General features: G+C 61.7%; 20 protein-coding genes and 1 riboswitch. Of the genes, 19 read left to right on the top strand and 1 reads right to left on the bottom strand.

All coding sequences use genetic code 11. The features are described 5' to 3' along the window. Window positions 1–35 precede the first annotated feature (35 nt). Together AC1RT2_RS02315 and AC1RT2_RS02310 are read left to right on the top strand one after the other, a co-directional pair. Window positions 36–1,043, top strand: coding sequence for an amidohydrolase family protein (locus AC1RT2_RS02315; RefSeq protein ID WP_493099103.1), 1,008 nt, complete (start codon window positions 36–38; stop codon window positions 1,041–1,043). Continuing rightward, entirely contained in the window at window positions 1,043–1,339 is a 297-nt protein-coding gene (locus AC1RT2_RS02310) for a NifU family protein (protein ID WP_493099101.1), read from the top strand. The genes AC1RT2_RS02315 and AC1RT2_RS02310 overlap by 1 nt, the downstream gene beginning before the upstream one ends. Window positions 1,340–1,414: 75 nt before the next feature. Here the strand turns inward: AC1RT2_RS02310 and AC1RT2_RS02305 are convergent, their stop codons facing one another. After that, window positions 1,415–2,479: an SDR family oxidoreductase gene (locus AC1RT2_RS02305; protein ID WP_493099099.1), complete on the bottom strand. Its 1,065-nt coding sequence runs from the start codon at window positions 2,477–2,479 to the stop codon at window positions 1,415–1,417. Window positions 2,480–2,592: 113 nt separating this feature from the next. Here AC1RT2_RS02305 and AC1RT2_RS02300 point away from each other — a divergent pair, with 113 nt between their 5' ends. The 17 genes from AC1RT2_RS02300 to nrdF all read left to right on the top strand — a co-directional run bounded on the left by AC1RT2_RS02300 (window position 2,593) and on the right by nrdF (window position 20,065). Continuing rightward, complete coding sequence (locus AC1RT2_RS02300; RefSeq protein WP_493099097.1) at window positions 2,593–3,495, top strand: LysR family transcriptional regulator; 903 nt, start codon at window positions 2,593–2,595, stop codon at window positions 3,493–3,495. Window positions 3,496–3,663: 168 nt separating this feature from the next. Continuing rightward, window positions 3,664–4,608 carry a substrate binding domain-containing protein gene (locus tag AC1RT2_RS02295; RefSeq protein ID WP_493099557.1) on the top strand — a complete coding sequence of 315 codons (945 nt, stop codon included), beginning with the start codon at window positions 3,664–3,666 and terminating at the stop codon, window positions 4,606–4,608. A gap of 170 nt (window positions 4,609–4,778) precedes the next feature. Continuing rightward, entirely contained in the window at window positions 4,779–5,561 is a 783-nt protein-coding gene (locus AC1RT2_RS02290) for an SDR family NAD(P)-dependent oxidoreductase (protein ID WP_493099095.1), read from the top strand. A gap of 19 nt (window positions 5,562–5,580) precedes the next feature. Further along, window positions 5,581–6,735: an ABC transporter ATP-binding protein gene (locus AC1RT2_RS02285; protein ID WP_493099093.1), complete on the top strand. Its 1,155-nt coding sequence runs from the start codon at window positions 5,581–5,583 to the stop codon at window positions 6,733–6,735. A gap of 48 nt (window positions 6,736–6,783) precedes the next feature. Continuing rightward, window positions 6,784–8,208 carry an ABC transporter substrate-binding protein gene (locus tag AC1RT2_RS02280; protein WP_493099091.1) on the top strand — a complete coding sequence of 475 codons (1,425 nt, stop codon included), beginning with the start codon at window positions 6,784–6,786 and terminating at the stop codon, window positions 8,206–8,208. A gap of 110 nt (window positions 8,209–8,318) precedes the next feature. Then, window positions 8,319–9,284, top strand: a complete 966-nt coding sequence (locus AC1RT2_RS02275; protein WP_493099090.1) for a carbohydrate ABC transporter permease — start codon at window positions 8,319–8,321, stop codon at window positions 9,282–9,284. An 11-nt stretch (window positions 9,285–9,295) separates the two neighbouring features. Beyond that, a complete protein-coding gene (locus AC1RT2_RS02270; protein ID WP_493099089.1) occupies window positions 9,296–10,153 on the top strand; it encodes a carbohydrate ABC transporter permease in 858 nt (285 codons plus the stop codon). 42 nt (window positions 10,154–10,195) lie between these two features. Continuing rightward, on the top strand, window positions 10,196–11,341 hold the full coding sequence (locus AC1RT2_RS02265; protein ID WP_493099087.1) for an ABC transporter ATP-binding protein: 1,146 nt from the start codon (window positions 10,196–10,198) through the stop codon (window positions 11,339–11,341). Between the two features lies 1 nt (window position 11,342). Beyond that, the gene (locus AC1RT2_RS02260; RefSeq protein ID WP_493099085.1) at window positions 11,343–11,588 is read left to right on the top strand and encodes a hypothetical protein; all 246 of its coding nucleotides are present in this window, start codon (window positions 11,343–11,345) and stop codon (window positions 11,586–11,588) included. A 13-nt stretch (window positions 11,589–11,601) separates the two neighbouring features. Next, on the top strand, window positions 11,602–12,579 hold the full coding sequence (locus AC1RT2_RS02255) for an ABC transporter ATP-binding protein (protein ID WP_493099083.1): 978 nt from the start codon (window positions 11,602–11,604) through the stop codon (window positions 12,577–12,579). Between the two features lie 13 nt (window positions 12,580–12,592). Continuing rightward, window positions 12,593–13,381, top strand: a complete 789-nt coding sequence (locus tag AC1RT2_RS02250; RefSeq protein ID WP_493099081.1) for an SDR family NAD(P)-dependent oxidoreductase — start codon at window positions 12,593–12,595, stop codon at window positions 13,379–13,381. Window positions 13,382–13,464: 83 nt separating this feature from the next. Then, entirely contained in the window at window positions 13,465–14,247 is a 783-nt protein-coding gene (locus tag AC1RT2_RS02245; protein WP_493099079.1) for an ABC transporter permease subunit, read from the top strand. Window positions 14,248–14,249: 2 nt separating this feature from the next. Continuing rightward, window positions 14,250–15,536, top strand: coding sequence for a hypothetical protein (locus AC1RT2_RS02240; protein ID WP_493099077.1), 1,287 nt, complete (start codon window positions 14,250–14,252; stop codon window positions 15,534–15,536). Window positions 15,537–15,819: 283 nt separating this feature from the next. Continuing rightward, window positions 15,820–16,037: riboswitch (cobalamin riboswitch) on the top strand. A gap of 249 nt (window positions 16,038–16,286) precedes the next feature. After that, window positions 16,287–16,508 (top strand): glutaredoxin-like protein NrdH, encoded by a 222-nt coding sequence (gene nrdH / locus AC1RT2_RS02235; protein ID WP_069062642.1) that lies wholly within the window; start codon window positions 16,287–16,289, stop codon window positions 16,506–16,508. A 13-nt stretch (window positions 16,509–16,521) separates the two neighbouring features. Beyond that, the gene (gene nrdI, locus AC1RT2_RS02230; protein ID WP_493099075.1) at window positions 16,522–16,917 is read left to right on the top strand and encodes a class Ib ribonucleoside-diphosphate reductase assembly flavoprotein NrdI; all 396 of its coding nucleotides are present in this window, start codon (window positions 16,522–16,524) and stop codon (window positions 16,915–16,917) included. Then, a complete protein-coding gene (gene nrdE, locus AC1RT2_RS02225; protein WP_493099555.1) occupies window positions 16,914–19,061 on the top strand; it encodes a class 1b ribonucleoside-diphosphate reductase subunit alpha in 2,148 nt (715 codons plus the stop codon). Before nrdI ends, nrdE begins: the two co-directional genes overlap by 4 nt. A 14-nt stretch (window positions 19,062–19,075) precedes the next feature. Further along, window positions 19,076–20,065 (top strand): class 1b ribonucleoside-diphosphate reductase subunit beta, encoded by a 990-nt coding sequence (nrdF, locus tag AC1RT2_RS02220; RefSeq protein ID WP_069062645.1) that lies wholly within the window; start codon window positions 19,076–19,078, stop codon window positions 20,063–20,065. The last annotated feature ends 133 nt before the right edge of the window (window positions 20,066–20,198 follow it).

Genomic DNA, 20,198 nt, shown 5'->3' with positions numbered 1-20,198 from the left:
CGCTCGCGCGCCTTCGGATCGATGGGAGAGACTTCATGAAGGACGGAATGTTTGTCTTTGATGCGGCGGTTCATTGCCAGGATTTCAGCGATGGCCAGATCAAGGACGGAAGCGATGGCAGGCGAGTGCGCATCCTGCGCGAACAACTGACCGGGTTCATCAATCTGACCGGTCGCCGCGGGCCGCCGCCGGAACCGGAAACCTTTTCCGACCCGGACCTCGACTGGGGCATCGACATGCTGTTCGGCAAGGCCGACACGGACATGGCCTGCGCCTGTTCGGTGCCGCTGTTTTCCCACTGGCGCGCCGGCCTCGGCCCCGTCGAACTCAGCCATGCGCTTGCCCAGAAGGACCCGGCCCGCATCGTGCTGACCGGTGGCGTCGACCCCGTCTATCACGGCCTCGGCCCGGCGCTGAAAGAGATGGAGCGGCAGGTGCACGAGCTTGGCGCCGTCAGCTTCAAGTTCTACCAGTACCAGTCGCGCGGCTGCGCCTGGCGTGCCGACGACCGGGACATCGCCTATCCGCTCTGGGAGAAGGCGATGGAGCTCGGTATCAAGATGGTGCAGTTCCACAAGGGGTTTCCGCTGGAACTCGGCCCGGTGGAGGCCTTCAAGCCCAACGACCTGCAATATGCGGCGGCCGATTTTCCGGAGCTGAATTTCGGCATCCACCACCTCGGCGATCCCTATGTCGACGAGACCATTTCCATCGCCAGCCGCTTCGAGAACGTCTATTTGATCCTGCCGCTCTGGTTCAACCAGTACTATCTTCAGCCTTACAAGATGCTGCAACGGCTTGGTGAAGCGCTGCTTTACGTCGGTTCGGATCGCATCTGCTATGGCTCGGAAGCGTTCATCTGGCCACATGTGCAGACCTATATCGATACGCTCGCCAACCTCGTCATGCCTGATGAACTTCAGGACAAATACGGCTATCCCGAAATCACTCGCGAGATGAAGGAGAACATCCTCGGCAAGGCGTTTGCCCGCGGGATGGGCATCGATCTGGAGGCCAAGAAACGCGAACTGGGGCTCATCTGATGATCGATCTTCATGCCCTCGAAGCCGCGCTCGACCGGGCGCGGCCGCTGGTTCTTGGCCATGGCGGCGATATCGAGATCACCGATGTGACGGGAGAGGGGGTGGTGCATGTCGCCCTCTCGGGCGCCTGCCGCGCATGCCCGAACCTCGCCATGACCTTCGTCGGCCCGGTGCGCAGTTATCTCATGGCGGTTCCCGGTGTGTCGGAAGTTCGTTGTGAGCAGGTGAAGGCAGGGCCGCGTGCGCTGTCGCGGCTGGCGAACCTGCTACACGCGCATCCTTACCCCATCGCCTGACGGCCGAATTCATCAATGCGGAAGAGCCCGGAGGATTGGATCCTCCGGGCTCTTTTGTGACTGCGCTTCCTAGGTTTAGGGGATAATCCGCTCGGCGCGCAGCCGGTCGAAGACGTCGATAAAGGACTGTTCCGTGTCCTGGAAATCGGAGAACCCAAGTGCGCGGCTTTTCGCCATGGAGTGCAGGCACTCCATCGGGCGCCCGAGGTCGAGGTCGGTGTGCCACGGCGAGGCAAGCCGATCGAGTGGGTTTGGCTGCAAGCCGTGTTCCGCGACAAGCGCGTCCCATTGCGAGCCGAGCGTGCTCATGCGCTCCGTCAGCGAGTTGTACTCGCCGGGATAGGCGGCCTCGACGCCAAAATAATCGGCGATGCGCTGCCACAGCTGTTCCCAGCGGAAGACGTCGCCGTTGGTGGCGTTGAAGGCTTCGTTGCGGGCGTTGGGTTCAGTAGAGGCCCAGACGATGTGTTTTGCGAGCAGGCGCGCATCGGTGATGTCGTTGATGCCGTGATAGGCGGTCGGCGTGCCGGGGAAGACGAAGGGTGCGCCGGTCGCCTTGCAGATCGAGGCGTAGGTGGCGAGCGTCGCGCCGATGTTCATGAGGTTGCCGACAGCATAGCCGATGATCGTGTGCGAGCGATGGACAGACCAGCCGAAACCATGGTGCGCGGCAAGATCCATCGCGATGTCTTCCAGCTCGTAATAGAAATTCTTCTTTTCCAGCCGCGGGGCGTCTTCGCGGAAGGGCGTGACGGGCGTCACCTTGCCATAGTCCTCGAAGGGGCCGAGATAGTGCTTGGTTCCGGTGACGACCGCCACGTGTTCGACGGTGCCGGCCGCGGTCACGCCCTCGAGTAGGGTGCGCAGCATGCCGCCGTTCAGGCGAATGTTTTCGTCCTCGTTGCGGCCGAGCGTCCATGTGCAATAATAGACATGGGTGGGCCGGAGCTCGCCGAGCGTTTTGAGCGCCGCTTCGCGATCGAGAAGGTCGACGGCGATCGAGCGCATGTAGGATGCGCCGGCTGGCGGACGACGGCTGAGACCGGTGATCTCCCACCCGCCGCTGTCGTGCAGGTGTTCGGCCACATTGAGCCCGACAATGCCAGTGGCGCCGGCGATGAGTGCCCGCTTCTGATACATGCTGATGTCTCCTCCATAAATGATAGTCCTCGTGTCTGTCATTTCCCGCTTGTGCGAGAAAGCGGAGCATTGGCATAAGTGAATTGACGCACATTCATGAATGGAGGTAGGTCATGTCCGGCAGGATTTCCGAGATCGAGGTCTTCGTGAAAGTGGTGGAAACGGGAAGTTTCACCGCAGCGGCCGATGCGCTGCATCTGTCGCCGTCCGCGGTCAGCAAAATCATCGCCCGTATCGAGACGCGGCTCGGACTGCCGCTGGCCGTGCGTTCAACCCGTAAGTTGCGACTGACGACAGAGGGTGAGGATTATTTCGCCCGCGGCAAGCAGATTCTCAAAGATATTTCCAGCCTGGAACGCGGCGTGAAGGAAAGTGCCGGCCAGGTCGGCGGGGTGTTGCGTGTCAGTTGCAACGTGCCTTTCGGCCTGCACTGCGTGTCGCCGCTCGTACCCGGTTTCCTGGAGGCCTATCCGGAAATCAGCCTGGAATTCTCGCTTTCCGACACTACCACCGATCTCATAGGAGATGGCATCGACGTTGCGATCCGCACCGGTGTGCTGACGGATTCCACCATCCGTGCCCGGCGGATCGTAGCCTCACCGCGACGCGTGGTGGCTTCGCCCGCCTATCTCGAAAAGCACGGCGTTCCGGCCGAACCACGCGATTTGCTGGAGCACAACTGCCTGACGCTCGGCTTCAGCCGAAGTTACGGCAAATGGCCCTTCCGTATCGAGCAGGACGGCATCCCCACCCAGCTCGATCTTGCGGTGAAGGGAAGTCTCAGCCTCGACAACGGCGAGAGCCTGCGACGGTTTGCGTTGGACGGCGTGGGTCTCGCGCGCCTGTCCGAGTTCCACATCGGCCAGGACCTGAAGACAGGTCGCCTCGTCTCGGTGCTCGACACCTTCAATCCTGGCGACCGAGAGCCGGTCTCGATCATCTATGCCGACCAGTCGCCGCTGGCGCCACGCATCCGTGCTTTCATCGATTACCTCGCCCGGCACATCGTCGCCTAGGATTTGTGACGAAATGTACAGGATCAAATGACCAATTTTCACCGCACCCTCCCGGGGTGTGGTGCTACTCCTTGGATCAGAGGTTCCGAATGCCCGGAAGGACGACGCCCCTTGCGGGTGTTGGGGACAGGAGCCGCCGGGCAGGAATGCCCGACAGGAGGATCCAGCATGAATGGTTTGGCCGATCTCAGGATGTTTTCCGAAATCGCGTGCTCACAGAGCATGGCGAGTGCTGCAAATCGCCTCGGCATGGCGCCGGCGACGATCAGCGGGCGGTTGAAGGCACTGGAGGATCACTATGGCGTGGCGCTGGTACGGCGCACGACGCGCTCGCTGCTGTTGACGGAAGAGGGCAAGCTGCTGCTCGAGCGGGCGAGGCCCGTGCTCTCCGGCTTTGCCGATCTCGAGCGCGACATGGGCGGGCGCCGCACGGCTGTTTCAGGTGGCCTCGTGCTGTCCTGCGCGGCGGATATCAGCCGGGTTCAACTTCTTTCGCTGGTGCGTGCCTTTGCCCATGCCTATCCGCATCTGCAATTTTCCCTGCGCTTCGATCCGCCGGGCAGCCTTCATGAAATTCCGTTCGATGTTGCCTTGCGGGTTGGCCCCGTCCGGGACTCGAATCTGACGATCCGGAAATTGTTTTCGATGGAAACGGTGACCTGTGCTGCACCCGCCTATCTGGCGGAGTATGGGGTGCCCGCTCTGCCGGCCGATCTCTGTCGCCATGAATGCCTGCGGCTCGATGGCTCGGCCTTCGCCGGCAATGGTTGGGCGTTTCAGGGGGGCGCCGACGGGGAGGTGGCTGTAGGAGGTCGCTTCCGGGCGAGCGATCCGGCAACATTGAAAAACTTCGCGGTTCAAGGGCTTGGCATCCTGCGCACGGCGCTGGCGGATGTGGAGATGGAACTGGCGGCCGGTCTTCTGGTGCCGGTGCTGGAGGTATTCGAGCCGGAGCCGCAGGCGGTCTGCCTGCTCAGTGACAGCCGGCGCCGGCTGCCAGCCCGTACTGCAGAGTTCATCGATTTTGCGCAGGCGCATGCCCGTGCACCGTCGGCCGAGAGGAGATACGCGCTCCCGGTGCCTTCAGTGCGTGGCATTCGCGAAATAATGTAAAATTTATTTTCTTGCAAAAATTATGAAAAGAAATTAGTTCTATCGACCAAGGCAAGTTCCTTCGGCCGACAGGGCTGGCGACCAGATGGTCGCACGGAGGAAACGAACGGACCGTCTGGAGGGGCGGTCTGCCGGGGAGCTATCCCCGATTGCCATGGGAGGTTTGGGCAATGGATTATGGTCTGAAGGGCAAGCATGTGCTGGTCACGGGCGGTGCGACGGGCATCGGCCTTGCGGTGGCTGAGGCCTTTGTCGCCGAGGGCGCCAGCGCGACGATAAGCGGTCTTCTCGAGGCGGAAGTTGCCTCGGCGATCGTGCAGCTTGGCACCCAGGCGCGCGGCATGGCCTGCGATCTGACGGTGACCGGCGAGGACCGTCGCCTTGCCGATTTCGCGCGAGGCCACGCCCCGGTTGATTTTCTCATCAACTCCGTTGGAATTTTCGAAGTGCGGCCGTTTTTCGAAACGCGCGACGAGGACTGGTTCCGCTTCTTCGATGTCAACGTCATGACGGGCGTGCGCATGTCCCGGCTGCTGTTGCAAGACATGTTGGCGCGCGGGGAGGGGTCTATCGTCTTCATCAGCAGCGAGAGCGCGGTGAAGCCGCAGGCCTGGATGCCGCACTATGGCGCGATGAAGGCCTGCCTTCTTGGTGTGTCGCGGGCACTCGCCGAACTGACCCAGGGCACACGCGTGCGCGTCAATACTATCCTGCCCGGACCGACCGACACGCTCGCCGTGCGGCGCTACCACGAGCAGATCGCCCGCGAGAAGGGTGTCACCCGCGAGCAGGTGGTCGCCGACTATTTCGACGAAACCGAGCCGACCTCGCTGATCCGCCGGATGATCGCCCCGGAGGAGGTCGCCGCGAGCGTCGTCCATCTTGCAGCCTCACCGGCTCTGAACGGCATGGCGATGCGGGCCGAAGGCGGCACCATTCGCGCAATTCTTTGATCTTCAACCGGAAAAGACAATGGCTGACCTTCAGATCGACAACCTGGCAAAAGCATTCAAGGGCGGCTTTGAAGCACTGCGCGGCATTTCGCTCGACGTCGCCGACCGCGAGGCCGTGTTTCTGCTGGGGCCGTCAGGTGCTGGCAAGACCACGACGCTGCGCCTCGTTGCCGGGCTGGAAGAGGCAAGTGCGGGTCGCATCATGATCGGTGGGCGCGATGTGACGCGCTGGATGCCGCGCGAGCGTAACCTCGCCATGGTCTATGACAAACACTCGCTTTTTCCGCATCTCAGCGTCTTCGAAAACCTCGCCTATCCGCTGCGCATCCGGAAGATGGCGGAGGGCGAGATGCGCCGCCATATCGCCGGTGTCGCCGAAACCTTGCAGATCGAGAAGCTCCTGGAGCGCCGGCCGAACCAGCTTTCCGGTGGCCAGATGCAGCGTGTCGCGATCGGCAGGGCATTGGTGCGCGATGCGGATGTCTTCCTGCTGGACGAGCCGATCTCCCATCTCGATGCGCAGCTGCGCGCCCGCATGCGCGTCGAGTTCAAGCGCCTGCAGCGCGAGTTCAAGGCGACGATGCTCTATGTCTCGCACGATCAGCTCGAGGCGATGACCATGGCCGACCGGATCGTGCTGATCAACAAGGGCCGGATCGAGCAGATCGCCGCACCGCAAGTCCTCTTCGACCGGCCGGAAACGCTCTTTGCCGCCACCTTCGTCGGCGAACCGCCGATGAATGTCATGAGAGCCGCCATTTCACATTCCAACGGCTGCCATCTGCTGCGGATCGGCGACGCGTATATCGCGGTCGATCACGACTGGATGCAGGAGGGCGAGGCGGTAAAGCCCGGCGGCAACTATCTCTTGGGGTTGCGGCCGCAGCAGCTTCACCTCTGCCCGCCGGATGCCGACCATCCCTGCCGCGTGCAGGGCACGATCTTCGCCGTCGAAACCCTGGGGTCACGGGTGATCTTCGACATCGAGGTGGAGGGTCAGGTGATCCGCGCGATGACAACGCTCGATGCCGCACTGAAATATCCGCGAGCGATCGGTGCGCCGATCGCATTCCGCATCGACCCCGACTTTGTCTACTTGTTCGACGCCGATACCGGTCGCACCGTGCGGCAGGCGCGCTTCACCCGACAAAGGACGGCACGACTTCACGCCTGACACGGCGTGGCGATGGCTACGCATGCACCAACAATGGAGGAGGAGAGAATGAGCATCGTGAAATTGAGTGCCGCCACGGCGGCCGGGCTGTCGTTACTGCTGCTGGCCCTTCCTGCCCACGCCCAGACGGAGGCGCAGAAGGCCTTGGCGGGCAAGACCATCCACTTCCTCGCGCCATCCATGCCGCAGTTCGCGGCGCTGTCGAAATTCTTCCCCGAATTCGAGGAAAAGTACGGCATCAAGGTGATCGTCGACGAAGTGCCCTTCGAGAACTACCGGCAGAAATCCCTGGTGGAAATGCAGCAGGGCACCGGCACCTATGACTTCTTCGCCGTCGATGTGATGTGGCTTGCCGAATATGCCGCGGCCGGTTTCCTGGAACCGCTGATGCCCTATGTCAAGAACGCCGACCTGACGGATGCCGACTACGACATTGATGACTTCCTGCCACGCGTCATCAGCGGCACGGGTGTCTTCAACGATACGCTCTACACCATGCCGATCGGGGCAGGGCCTGTCGGCACGACCTTCCGCGCGGATATCGCGGAGAAGGCCGGCTTCAAGCTACCGGAGCGCTTCTCGCCCGAATTCACGACCAAGTACATGTATGACGCGGCCAAGAAGGTGAACAATCCCGAATCCGGCATGATCGGTTTCGCCAACATTCCGGGCCGCTGGTTCTGGGGCGTCACCTACCTGCCGTACCTCTATGCCTTCCAGACGCCTGAGACCAAGGGCGACGAATATGTCGACAAGGACTGGAAGATCTCGATCAACAACGAGCGCACTGTCGCGTCGATCGACTACTTCCTGAGCTTCAAGGAGTTCATGCCGTCCGACAGCGCGAACTGGGGCATCGGTGAAGCGACCGCAGTCTACCAGGCTGGCAATGCCTTCGGTACCTGGAACTACCAGGACTTCGTCAATGGCTTTTTCGAAGATCCTGCGACGCAGGCGAAGGTCGCCAGCAAGAACGTGCACCTGCATACGCCGGTCGGTCCCGACGGCGTGATCGACCCCTGGTTCGGCGCCTGGTCGCTCGGCCTGTCCAAGGATTCGCAGAACAAGGAGGCGACCTGGACCTTCATCCAGTGGCTGACCTCGAAGGATATTCAGGCGCGCGCCACCCAGTACGGTGCCGGTCCGTCACGCCACTCGACCTACAAGAGCGAGACGCTCGCGAAGTATCAGCCCTGGTGGCCGGGTGTCTACGATTTCATGCTGAAGGAAACCAACCCCGACGAGCGTATCCGCGTGCCGGAATGGGCCGAGATCTCCGACATCATGGGTGAAGAGGGCAACCGCGCCTGGATCGGCGAGATCGACAGCAAGACGGCCGCCGCCAACATGGAAAAACGCATGACCGACGCGATGCGCAAGGGCGGCTACTACATTCCCGGCCGCAACGATCTGCCGAAACAGCAATGGCGCGACCTGACCTACTACGATCGCCTGCCGTCTGAGTGGAACTGATCCTAGCGGCTCCGGGGCATGGCTTCATGTCCCGGTCCCGGCCGGTACCCCGGAAACCTGCCGACGGGTGCCGGCACCATGCTCCAACCGCAAATCAAAGGGACTGAGACATGTCGATCTCGGAACGCACAACCACAGCCCCGGCCATGGTCTTCGGGCAGAGGGGCATCCTGTCCCGTTTCGGCCCTTCGAACCGGGCGGTCTTTCCGTGGGTTCTGATGGCGCCGACGCTCATCATCCTGTTTGCCATCGGCATCTATCCGTTTCTCTATTCGCTCTACATTGCGAGCCACAATGTCATCCTGTCCAAGCCCTATCTGCCGCGCATCTTCGTCGGGCTCTACCAGTATCAGGCGCTGATCCAGGACCCGGAATTCTGGCATGCGATGCGCAAGACGCTGCTCTTCACGGTGCAGGCGGTGTTCATCGAGTTCTGGCTCGGTCTTGGGCTCGCGCTGCTCTTCCAGCGGCAGTTGACCGGCATCGCCTTCATGCGTGTCTTCATCCTCATCCCGATGATCCTGCCACCACTGGTCGCCGCCCTGATCTGGCGCTACATGTTCTACCCCGGCGCAGGCCTCGTGACCTACTATGTCGGCGGCATCACCAAGGCCCTCGGCTTCGGTGAAATCCCCTTCCTGTCCGATCCGATTGTCGCCTTCCAGACGCTGGTCTTCGTCGATGTCTGGGAATGGACGCCGTTCATGTTCCTGATGCTGTCGGCCGGCCTCGCCTCCATTCCGCGCCAGCCCTACGAGGCGGCGGAAATCGACGGCGCCAGCTCGTGGCGGGTGTTCTGGACCATCACCATGCCGCTGCTGCGTCCGGCAATCCTGATCGCCGTCGTCATCCGCACCATGGATGCCTTCCGCACCTATGAGCTGATCGTGATCATGACACGCGGCGGACCGGGCAACGCCACCACCACCATGAATGTCTTCCTGACGAAGACCGGCCTCGAATTCTTCGACGCCTCGAAGGCGGCCGCCCTCTCGCTGATCATGATGATGATCATCATCGTGATGAGCTTCGTGTTCATCCGCGTCTTCCGGTCCAAGACCGAAGTCGCCGAGTAAGGAGAGCTGCCATGAAAAAGCTAGCCTATAGCCTGGAATCGCCAGCAGCACCCGCAGTGCAACGCAACTGGTGGGTCTATCTCGTGCTCCTCCTCGTCTGCCTGGTCAATTTTGTGCCCTATCTCTGGGTGGTCATGACCGGGTTCATGGATGGCGCCTCGGCATCTTCCGCCACGCCCGCCTGGTTCTTCACGCCCTCGCTCGAAGCGTTCCACTACCTGATCGTCGAGAAGGGCATCCTGAAGAACTTCTTCAACAGCGTCATCGTCTCGCTCGCCTCGACCTTCTTCTCGGTGACGATCGGCATGTTCTGTGCCTATGCGCTGGCGCGTTACGATTTCACCGGCCGGGACGACGTGTCCTTCTGGGTGCTGACGAACCGCATGATGCCACCGGTCGCGGTTCTGATCCCGATCTTCGTCACTTTCCAGACCGTCGGCCTGCTCGACACACTGCTGGGCCTGATCATCCTTTATACGGCGATGCAGCTGCCCTTCGTGGTGTGGATGCTGACGGGCTACTTTCGTGACATTCCCCGCCGTTACGAGGAATCCGCCATGGTGGACGGCGATACCTGGTTCGCTGCCTTCCGCAAGGTCACGCTGCCGGTGATGATGCCCTCGATCACGGCCACCTCGATCTTCGTCATGATCCTGTCCTGGAACGAGTTCGCCTTCGCGACCTTCCTCACCAGTACCCAGGCGAAGACTATGCCACCGGCCATCATGGCCTATTCGATCGGCGCCGATATCCGCTGGAACGTGCTGGGCGCTGCCGTCGTGCTCATCACGGCACCACTCATCCTCTTCGTGCTGCTTTTGCAACGCCAGCTGATAAGCGGCCTGTCGCAGGGCGTGGTGCGCAAATGATCCTTCTCCGCAACAGCGCAGGCAACAGAATGGAACACGGTCATGGCTGACATACAGATCAACAGCCTGATGAAGCAGTTTGGCGCGTTCAAGGCCGTCGACGACGTCAACATCACGGTCAATGACGGGGAGTTCGTCTTCCTTCTCGGCCCTTCTGGCTGCGGCAAGACGACGACGCTGCGCATGATCGCCGGGCTCGAAATGCCGAGCAGCGGGCGCATTGCCATCGGTGGGCGCAACGTTACCTTCCTCAGGCCACGCTACCGCAATGTCGGCATGGTCTTCCAAGACTACGGCCTCTATCGCCACCTGACGGTCTTCGGCAACATCGCCTATCCGCTGGAAGTGCGTCGGCTTGGCCGGGCGGAGATCGCCAGCAAGGTCGAGGCGGTTGCCCGCACCATGCAGATCACCGAGGTGCTGCAGCGCAAGCCCGACCAGCTCTCGGCAGGTCAGCTCCAGCGCGTGGCGATCGCCCGCATGCTGGTGCGCGATGCAGACGTGTTCTTGATGGATGAGCCGATGTCACATCTCGATGCGCAGCTACGCGGACAGATGCGCGCCGAGCTGCGCCACATCCAGAAGACGGTCGGCGTCACCACGATCTTCGTCACGCATGACCAGCTGGAGGCCATGACCATGGCGGACCGCATCATCGTGATGAAGGATGGCGAAATGCTGCAATTCGCCACCCCGCGCGAAATCTTCGAGCGGCCAGCGACGGAATTCGTCGCGACCTTCGTCGGCGAGCCGCAGATGAACATTCTCGATGCCCGCATCGCGCGTCTCGAAGGTAAGATCGTCGCGATGACCGAGCATTTTGCGGTTCCGCTTGATGCGGACTGGGTGGCGCGCAATGGGCTTGTGGACCTCATCGACAAGCCGGTGCGCCTCGGCGTGCGACCGGAACATATCGCGATCCGGGAAACACCGGATGCGGAGCACCGCATCGTCGCAGAACTCTACTCCTTCGAGCCGACCGGCGCGGAAAATCTCTACGTTCTGCAATGCGGTTCCGTGATGGTGACGACCCGCACGTCCACCACCGACACCGCCCATCTCTCCAAGGCGGAGGGAAGCCGGCGCGCCGCGCGCTTCGACCCGAACTGGATCTACCTGTTCGATCCGCTCACGGGGCGCACCATCGCCCAGGCCGTAGGCAGCGACGTTTCGAGAGAGGAGATCTGACATGAACAGATCCAACGTCATCCTTCTCGTCATCATTGCCCTGCTGCTCGGATCCTGCACCGTCATGGCCGGTGATGTCTCGCATTGGCCGGCCTCGGTGATCGCCGTTATCGTGATCGTCTCGCTCAAATTCTGGAACGACCGGGCCAAACTTTTCGCCTGGCCGATGGAATTCCTGCTGGCAGCCGGCGTCTCGATGATCGTCATCAACCTGGCCCGGCTTTACGTGACGCCGTTGCCCTATTGAGAAGGACGATCCCGTGATCAGCCCCGCCCTTGCTGTCCATGCCCTCTCCAAGACTTTTGGCGCCAAGCGCGCCGTGGAGGATGCCACGTTCGCGGTGGCGCGCGGGGACATTACCGGGTTTCTTGGCCCGAACGGTGCGGGCAAGACCACGGTGATGAACATGATCGTCGGGCTCATCGAACGGGATGGCGGCGAGATCGAAGTGCTCGGCGTGCGGCAAACTAGCCGCCGGCGCGATCTCCGCGCGCTGATCGGCTATTTGCAGGAGAAGCCTCGGGTTTACCCGGAGATGACTGCGCGGGGATACCTGCGTTTCTTCGCCGATCTCTACGGTATTCCGGATGCGGGCAGCCGTGTGAAGGAGGTCATCGAACGGGTCGGCCTGGCGTCGGCAGCGGAGAGACGGCTTGGCGACTTCTCTCGCGGCATGCAGCAGCGGGCCTGCCTTGCCCGCGTGATGCTGCACCGGCCGGAACTTCTCATCCTCGACGAGCCGACGCTCGGCCTCGACCCGACCGGCGTTGCGGACATGCGCGCGATCTTTCGCGAGATGAAGGCGGAAGGGGTGACGCTGCTGTTTTCCTCCCATCAACTGGCCGAGATGGAGCGGGTTTGTGACAGCGTCGTCTTCATGCGGCAAGGCCGTGTTCTGGCAACCGGCCGGCCGGCCGCGCTGCTTCCGGCAGGACTGCCGCAAGCAAGCCTGCAAGTGGAACTCCACGAGCCGGCGGCGCAGGGCCTGGAACGAATTGGCGCCCTGCCGGAAGTGGAGCGGGTGCGCCAAATTGGTCCGCACCGGCTGGAGATCTTTCTCCGCCGGGCGCCGGAAGATGGGCGGGATGCACGGGCGCACGCCGTCCGGCTTCTTTCGGGGGCGGGTTACACGGTCCTCTCCGTCGAAGCGGCTACGCCGTCGCTGGAGGATATCTTCATCGATTTGACCCGGCCGGAATTCCCGGTCCGCCAAGAGCCCGCAGGGCTCGTCCATTGAAAGGGGAACGAACATGGATCTCGGTTACAGCGGCAGGCGCTGCCTTATCACGGCATCCACCGGCGGTCTCGGTTTTGCCATTGCAACAGCCATGGCGCGCGAGGGTGCGACCGTTGTCATCAACGGCCGAAGCGCGGACAGTGTCTCCAAGGCCGTTGCACGCTTAAGGGCGGAGGTTCCGGATGCACGGCTTGAACAGGCCGTCGGCAATTCCGGCACGAAGGGGGGCTGTGACGAACTCATTGCAAATTGCAGTGATGTCGACGTGCTGGTGGTCAATCTCGGCATCTACGAGGCGGTCGATATCTACAAGGCCGGGGACGATCGCTGGTACGAGCTGATCGAGGTGAACGTCATGAGTGGTGTGCGGCTGGCCCGCAACTATCTGCCGAAGATGCTGGCGCGCAACAGCGGGCGCGTGGTGTTCATGGCAAGCGAATCCGGCATCAATCCCGCACCGGAAATGCCCGCCTACAGCGCCACCAAGACCATGCAGCTGTCGCTTGCCCGCAACCTTGCCGAAACGACCAAAGGCACCGCTGTCACCGTCAATTCGGTTCTGCCCGGCCCATGCAGCACGGAAGGTGTCGCGGATCTCATTGCCGGCCTCTATCCCGATGTTCCAACGCCGGAAGCGCAGCGTCGCTTTGTTGCGGAAAACCGCCCGACCTCACTGATCCAGCGGCTGTCGAAGCCGGAGGAGGTGGCCGACTTCGTCACCTTCCTCGGCAGCACGCGCACCGGCATCGTCAATGGCGCAGCGCTCCGGATCGACGGCGGCCTGATCCGCACTGTGATGTGATCGGCCGCGCCATGGAACATGTCCGCCCCCCATCCGTCGCAGCAAGACTACGCCCCCCTGGAATGGGCCGTCAGGCCTTACTGATGGTCCGCCGCGAAACGGCCGCCAAGTTTGCATCGTTGTGGTTCGGGCTCGTCGCCAGTGCACTCTGCCTCATGGCCTATGTCTACGGATTCGGTTTCGCTCAGACGTTCGAGACCGAATCCGTCGTCGTGACGGCGGATCCGCTGGCGGGGCTGAACCTTCTCGTCGTGGTGTTTCTCGGCCTTGTGCTGGGGCTCAGGCTCGCCGGCGCGCTCAGTTGGGAGCGCGAGCATCATACGCTGGAGGTACTGCTGGTCGGGCCGGTCTCATCGAGCGCGATCGTGCTGGCGAAATATCTGGCGGAACTCGTGGTGCTTGCAGCACTTGTTGCCGTCTACTGCATCTATCTTGCTGCCGCACAGCCCCTCGGTGCGGGCGTGACGGGTGCCGGCGATTTCGCCACCATCCTTGCGAATGGCCTGTTCGTGCTGCCGGTCATGGCGATGGGGCTTGTCGTTTCCGCGACAACGGGATCAGTGCGCGTCGCTGTCGTTCTCTATCTGGCGCTCGTGGCGTTGCTCGCGGCCTATGACGTGGGGCTCGGGCTGCTGCGGGCGCTGCCTGCGGAAACCATGAGCCTGTTTTCTCTTTATCTCCGGGCGTTGCTGGAAGCCGCTGCGCCGCTCTTCCATGCGCTGTCGCCCGTTGCGGGCATCGCCTTTCTGGCCCAGCGGCTCGCCACGCAGGAGGCGATTTCGGTGGCGCAGTCGCTCGGCGTTGTCGCTTTGACGGCCGGGCTTCTGCTGCTCTCCTGTCTCATTACCCGCTGGAAGGGAGCCTAGGCATGTGCAGAATCCTCGCCGTCCTGCTCCTTCTTTGCCTATCAGCCGCCAGCCCTGCAAAAGCGATCGAGCCTGAACGACGGGATGCCGTCATCATTACCGGTCGCGTCTGGGATGGTTTTGGCTTCAAGGACATGTTCCTGCCCTCGCATGCGCCGACGCTACACCTTCTGTCGGGCGAAGACAGCGCCATCTCCTTCGTCGAGACGCAGGAATATTACTGGCCGCTTTCCCGGCAGGTCTATGTCGACCTCGAAAGGAAACGTCAGGATGTCACGGGCACCCTCCGGGTCATGCGGGATGGTGTGGTGGCCGCGGAGCTCGAACCCACGCCCTATGTCGTCCTCTATCCCGAGGGTGTCCTGAACGGCAGCGGCCAACTCGTCTGGGGCACTGATGCCATTGCGGCCTACACCGCCTACCAGCAGGAGGAACGCACCTTCGCTCGCCGCTATGTCGAGGCCGAGGCGCAGCAACGCGCCTACGAGCGCAAGTTGCTGGAAGCCGGGGCGGCGCGGCTTCGCGGTGCGCCGGTCGAAATCATCTCGCCGCCCGACCCGCTGCCAAAGCCGAGCCTGCGGCTCGTGACGGCGCCCGCAACGGCCTACCGTCTCGCCCTCGATGCAGGGCAGTACGAGATGGCGCTCATAGTCAACGGAACGCCCGTTCCGGAGACCTTGCGCCGCCTCGACGTCGTCGATATCGCCGGCCGCCGTGTCACCGTCGCCGACGTGGTGCCCGAGGAGCGCTGGACACGGCCGATCGCCACGAACGGCGCGGATATGCGCATCTTCGCCCGACCCGGTTCCACCTTCTACTTGACGCTATCGCAGGCGGATCGTTTCGACGAAACGGAATACATGCCGGTCGTCTCGCCGCAGCAGGATCCGGTTGCAGGACGAAACATCTGGGTTCGGCGCATGGCATCGCAGGTTGATAGCCTCGAGGCCCGCTTCGGGCAGGACGGCGATGTGCTAAACCTGCCGCTCGCCCGCCTGAAGGTGGTGCAGACGGAAGGATCCGGGTTCGGCTACCAGGTGCGCGCGGCCAAGACGGGCGAAAAGGAAGACCTGACGGCCTTCGCGATCTCCGTGCCTTCGAGTATCGACGCGCTGCGTGGCGAAGTTTGGACCGGCGGAGAAGGCACGGCCGCCTTCCGGCGGGATATCGTTGTGGTGCAACCACGTAACGATAGCCTTGCGCTCGGTCTTGCCTTGCTGCCGCTGCTCGGCTGGCTCGGCCCGACGATCATTCGCCGGACGGCAACAAGGGCGGATACGGACAGATAGCCGTAGGGCAATCCCGACCAGGTCTCAGACGCTGCAATGATGGCCAGTGAGGCGCGTGTTGCGATGGCACCTGATTCCACGCAGCGCCTGCGCAAGCCTGGGCAGGAATGCCTGGTAGGGGCGGGCGGACGGTTCAAAACAAGCCAGTTTTAGGGATTGGCGCAATCGATGAACGCGGCTAATTCTGGCTGAAAGACCCGATGGGCGGGGTCGGCCTACTTCGGTGCAGCACCGAAACCGTTGATAAGTCGTCATAGCTGTTGACGCATTTTTTACCTCGTCTACTATATCTTGTGTTCGAGGTTCCTTCGATTCGAAAAGATCGAAGGCTAAGACGGGAATCCGGGGCGGCCATGATGGCCGCGTCAAACCGGAGCTGCCCCCGCAACTGTAAGCGGCGAGCATTCGTTCGATGAAGCCACTGAGGCGCAAATGCCTTGGGAAGGTGAACGGATGCCGCGACCCGCAAGCCAGGAGACCTGCCTCGTACATGAATGTCCACGGGCGGGGTGTCCGGAAGGCGAGCGTTGGGTTGCGGAATGATGTCGCGCCCCGTCTCCCCGTATGTCCCGCATAATCACTTCGGGGTGAAGTTATGTCGATCCAGTTTCCAGTGCATCCGCGCGAGTAAGCGGCGTTTCGTGTCCGGCCGTCTCAGGCGGCCATCTGCCCATCTCCAGTTTTTCGAACGGCCATCGGCGGATGGCTGAACGATTTGTCACGCCCAATTGTCCAATTACGAGGAAGACCATGTCCATCACCGTCTACAGCAAGCCTGCCTGCGTCCAGTGCACCGCGACCACCCGCGCGCTCGACCGCCAGGGCATCGACTACAGCGTCGTCGACGTTTCCGAGGATGCCGATGCCTTCGCGCTCGTGCAGGGGCTCGGCTACCGGCAGGTTCCCGTCGTCATCGCCGGCGAGCAGCATTGGGCCGGCTTTCGCCCGGATATGATCAGCGCGCTGGCTTGAAGCGAGCCAGGTGATGGGCGGGCTCGTCTATTTTTCCACCCGGTCGGAAAACACCCGTCGTTTCGTCGAAAAGCTCTGCCTTCCGGCCTCCCGCATTCCGCTCCGCGCCGACGAGGCGCTGAAGGCGGAGGCGCCCTTCGTGCTCGTCGTGCCTACCTATTGCGGTGAGGACGGGAAAGGCGCCGTTCCCAAGCAGGTGATCCGCTTCCTCAACGATGCGGAAAACCGCGCAAACCTTCGCGGTGTGATTGCCGCGGGCAACAGCAATTTCGGCGCGACCTTCGGGATCGCCGGCGATGCCATCTCCGCCAAATGCGGGGTGCCATATCTCTACCGCTTCGAGCTTTTGGGCACCGCGGAAGACGTCGCCAACGTCAAAGATGGATTGGAACGATTTTGGACACGATGACGCTCGACAAGCCGATCAAGGCCCCGGAGATTACGGCGCTGGACTACCACGCGCTGAACGCCATGCTGAACCTCTACGACGAGGGTGGAAAAATCCAGCTCGACAAGGACCGGCTGGCCGCTAAGCAGTATTTCCTCCAGCACGTCAACCAGAACACCGTGTTCTTCCATAACCTCAGGGAAAAACTCGATTATCTGGTGACGGAGGGCTACTACGAGCAGGAGGTGCTGGACCAGTATGCCTTCAATTTCGTGCGCGACCTGTTCGACCACGCCTATGACAAGAAGTTCCGTTTCCCGACCTTTCTCGGCGCCTTCAAATATTACACGTCCTATACGCTGAAGACTTTCGACGGGAAGCGCTACCTGGAGCGCTATGAGGACCGCGTCTGCATGGTGGCGCTGGCGCTGGCGCGCGGCAACGAAGCACTTGCCCGCGACCTCGTCGATGAGATCATTTCCGGCCGCTTCCAGCCGGCGACGCCGACGTTCCTCAATGCCGGCAAGAAGCAGCGCGGTGAACTCGTCTCATGTTTTCTGCTCCGCATCGAAGACAATATGGAGAGCATAGGGCGTTCGATCAATTCGGCCTTGCAGCTCTCCAAGCGCGGCGGTGGCGTGGCGTTGTCGCTGACGAACCTTCGCGAGATGGGAGCGCCGATCAAGCAGATCGAGAACCAGTCCTCCGGCGTCATCCCGGTGATGAAGCTCTTGGAAGATTCCTTCTCCTACGCCAACCAGCTCGGTGCGCGGCAGGGCGCGGGTGCGGTCTATCTCAACGCCCATCATCCCGATATCATGCGCTTCCTCGATACTAAGCGCGAGAATGCCGACGAGAAGATTCGCATCAAGACGCTGTCGCTCGGCGTCGTCATCCCCGACATCACCTTCGAACTCGCGAAGAACAACGAAGACATGTACCTGTTCTCGCCGCATGACGTGGAGCGCGTCTACGGTGTCGCCTTCTCCGAGATCTCGGTGACGGAAAAGTACCGCGAGATGGTCGAGGACGCCCGCATCAAGAAGAAGAAGATCAAGGCGCGCGACTTCTTCCAGATCATCGCCGAGATCCAGTTCGAAAGCGGCTATCCTTACATCATGTTCGAGGACACGGTGAACCGGGCAAACCCCATCGCCGGGCGCATCTCGATGAGCAACCTTTGCTCGGAAATCCTGCAGGTCAGCGAGCCGAGCGCGTTCAACGACGACCTCTCCTATGCGACGATGGGCAAGGACATTTCCTGCAATCTCGGCTCGCTCAACATAGCGGCTGCTATGGATAGCCCCGATTTCGGCCAGACGATCGAGACGTCGATCCGGGCACTCACGGCCGTCTCCGAGATGAGCCACATCTCCTCGGTCCCCTCCGTCGAGAAGGGCAATGACGACAGCCACGCCATCGGCCTCGGCCAGATGAACCTGCACGGCTACCTCGCCCGTGAGCGCATCTTCTATGGCTCGGAAGAGGGTATCGACTTCACCAATATCTATTTCTACACGGTGACGTACCACGCCATCCGCGCCTCCAACCGACTGGCGGTCGAGAAGGGCGTGAGCTTCAAAGGCTTCGAGAATTCGAAATACGCTTCCGGCGAATATTTCGACAAATACACGGAAGCGGAGTGGCTGCCGGCGACGGAGAAGGTGCGGGGCATCTTCGAAGAGGAGGGTATCCACATTCCGACGCAGGAAGACTGGCTTGAGCTGAAGCAGGCAGTCATGACAGGTGGTCTCTACAACCAGAATCTCCAGGCCGTGCCACCGACGGGCTCGATCTCCTACATCAACCACTCGACGTCCTCGATCCATCCGATCGTCTCGAAGATCGAGATTCGCAAGGAGGGCAAGATAGGTCGCGTCTATTACCCGGCCGCCTTCATGACCAACGACAATCTCGACTACTACCAGGACGCCTACGAGATCGGCCCGGAGAAGATCATCGACACCTATGCGGCGGCGACGCAGCATGTCGACCAGGGCCTGTCGCTGACCTTGTTCTTCCGCGACACCGCGACGACGCGCGACATCAACCGGGCGCAGATCTATGCCTGGAAGAAGGGCATCAAGACCATCTACTACATCCGCCTTCGCCAAATGGCGCTGTCCGGCACGGAAGTGCAGGGCTGCGTCTCGTGCGCACTGTGACATCGGGGAAGACCATGAATATCCAAGTGAAGACCAAAGCCCCGAAGGCGGCCGCCGCCGTGCGCGCCATCAACTGGAACCGCATGGAGGACGACAAGGACCTGGAAGTCTGGAACCGCCTGACCGGAAACTTCTGGCTGCCGGAAAAGGTGCCGCTTTCCAATGACATTCCGTCCTGGGCTACCTTGAAGCCGGAGGAGCAGCAGCTCACCATCCGCGTCTTCACCGGCCTCACCCTGCTTGACACAATCCAGAACGGCGTCGGCTCGGTGCGGTTGATGGAGGATTCAGCGACCCAGCACGAGGAGGCGGTGCTCTCCAACATCTCCTTCATGGAGGCCGTGCACGCGCGTTCCTATTCCTCGATCTTCTCCACGCTCTGCTCGACGCCGGACGTCGACGACGCCTATCGCTGGTCGGAGGAAAACGAGTTTTTGCAGCGGAAGTCGGCGCTGATTATGGAGCAATACGCTTCCGCCGATCCCTTGAAGAAGAAGGTTGCCAGCGTCTTCCTCGAAAGTTTCCTGTTCTATTCCGGCTTCTACCTGCCGATGTACTGGTCTAGCCGCGCAAAGCTCACCAATACCGCGGACATGATCCGCCTGATCATCCGCGACGAGGCCGTGCACGGTTATTACATCGGCTACAAGTTCCAGCGTTCGCTGGAACGGCTGTCGGAGGAACGGCGTCAGGAGATCAAGGATTTCGCCTTCGACCTGCTGCTCGAGCTCTATGACAATGAGGCGAAATACACCGAAGCGCTCTATGACGGCGTCGGCCTGACCGAGGACGTGAAGAAGTTCCTGCACTACAACGCCAACAAGGCGCTGATGAACCTCGGCTATGAGGCGCTTTTCCCGCCAGAGGCCTGCAAGGTGAACCCCGCAATTCTCTCTGCGCTCTCGCCGAATGCCGACGAGAACCACGACTTCTTTTCCGGCTCCGGCTCGTCCTATGTCATCGGCAAGGCGGTCGCCACCGAGGATGCCGACTGGGATTTCTGAGTGCGGATAGGGTGGGTTTGGTATCTGTGGCGTAGCGGCCCGGGAGCGGAGGGCCGTCGCTTCGGTCTGCTATCTATGCCGACCGAGGGATTCAGCATTCCGCGTTTGCTGTTTCCTAAATAAGGCAAGCGGC

This window comes from Shinella sp. GW821-FHT11G07 (genome assembly GCF_058808115.1).
Note: the sequence above shows the minus strand (reverse complement) of the source record. Positions and strands in the feature narration are given on the sequence as shown.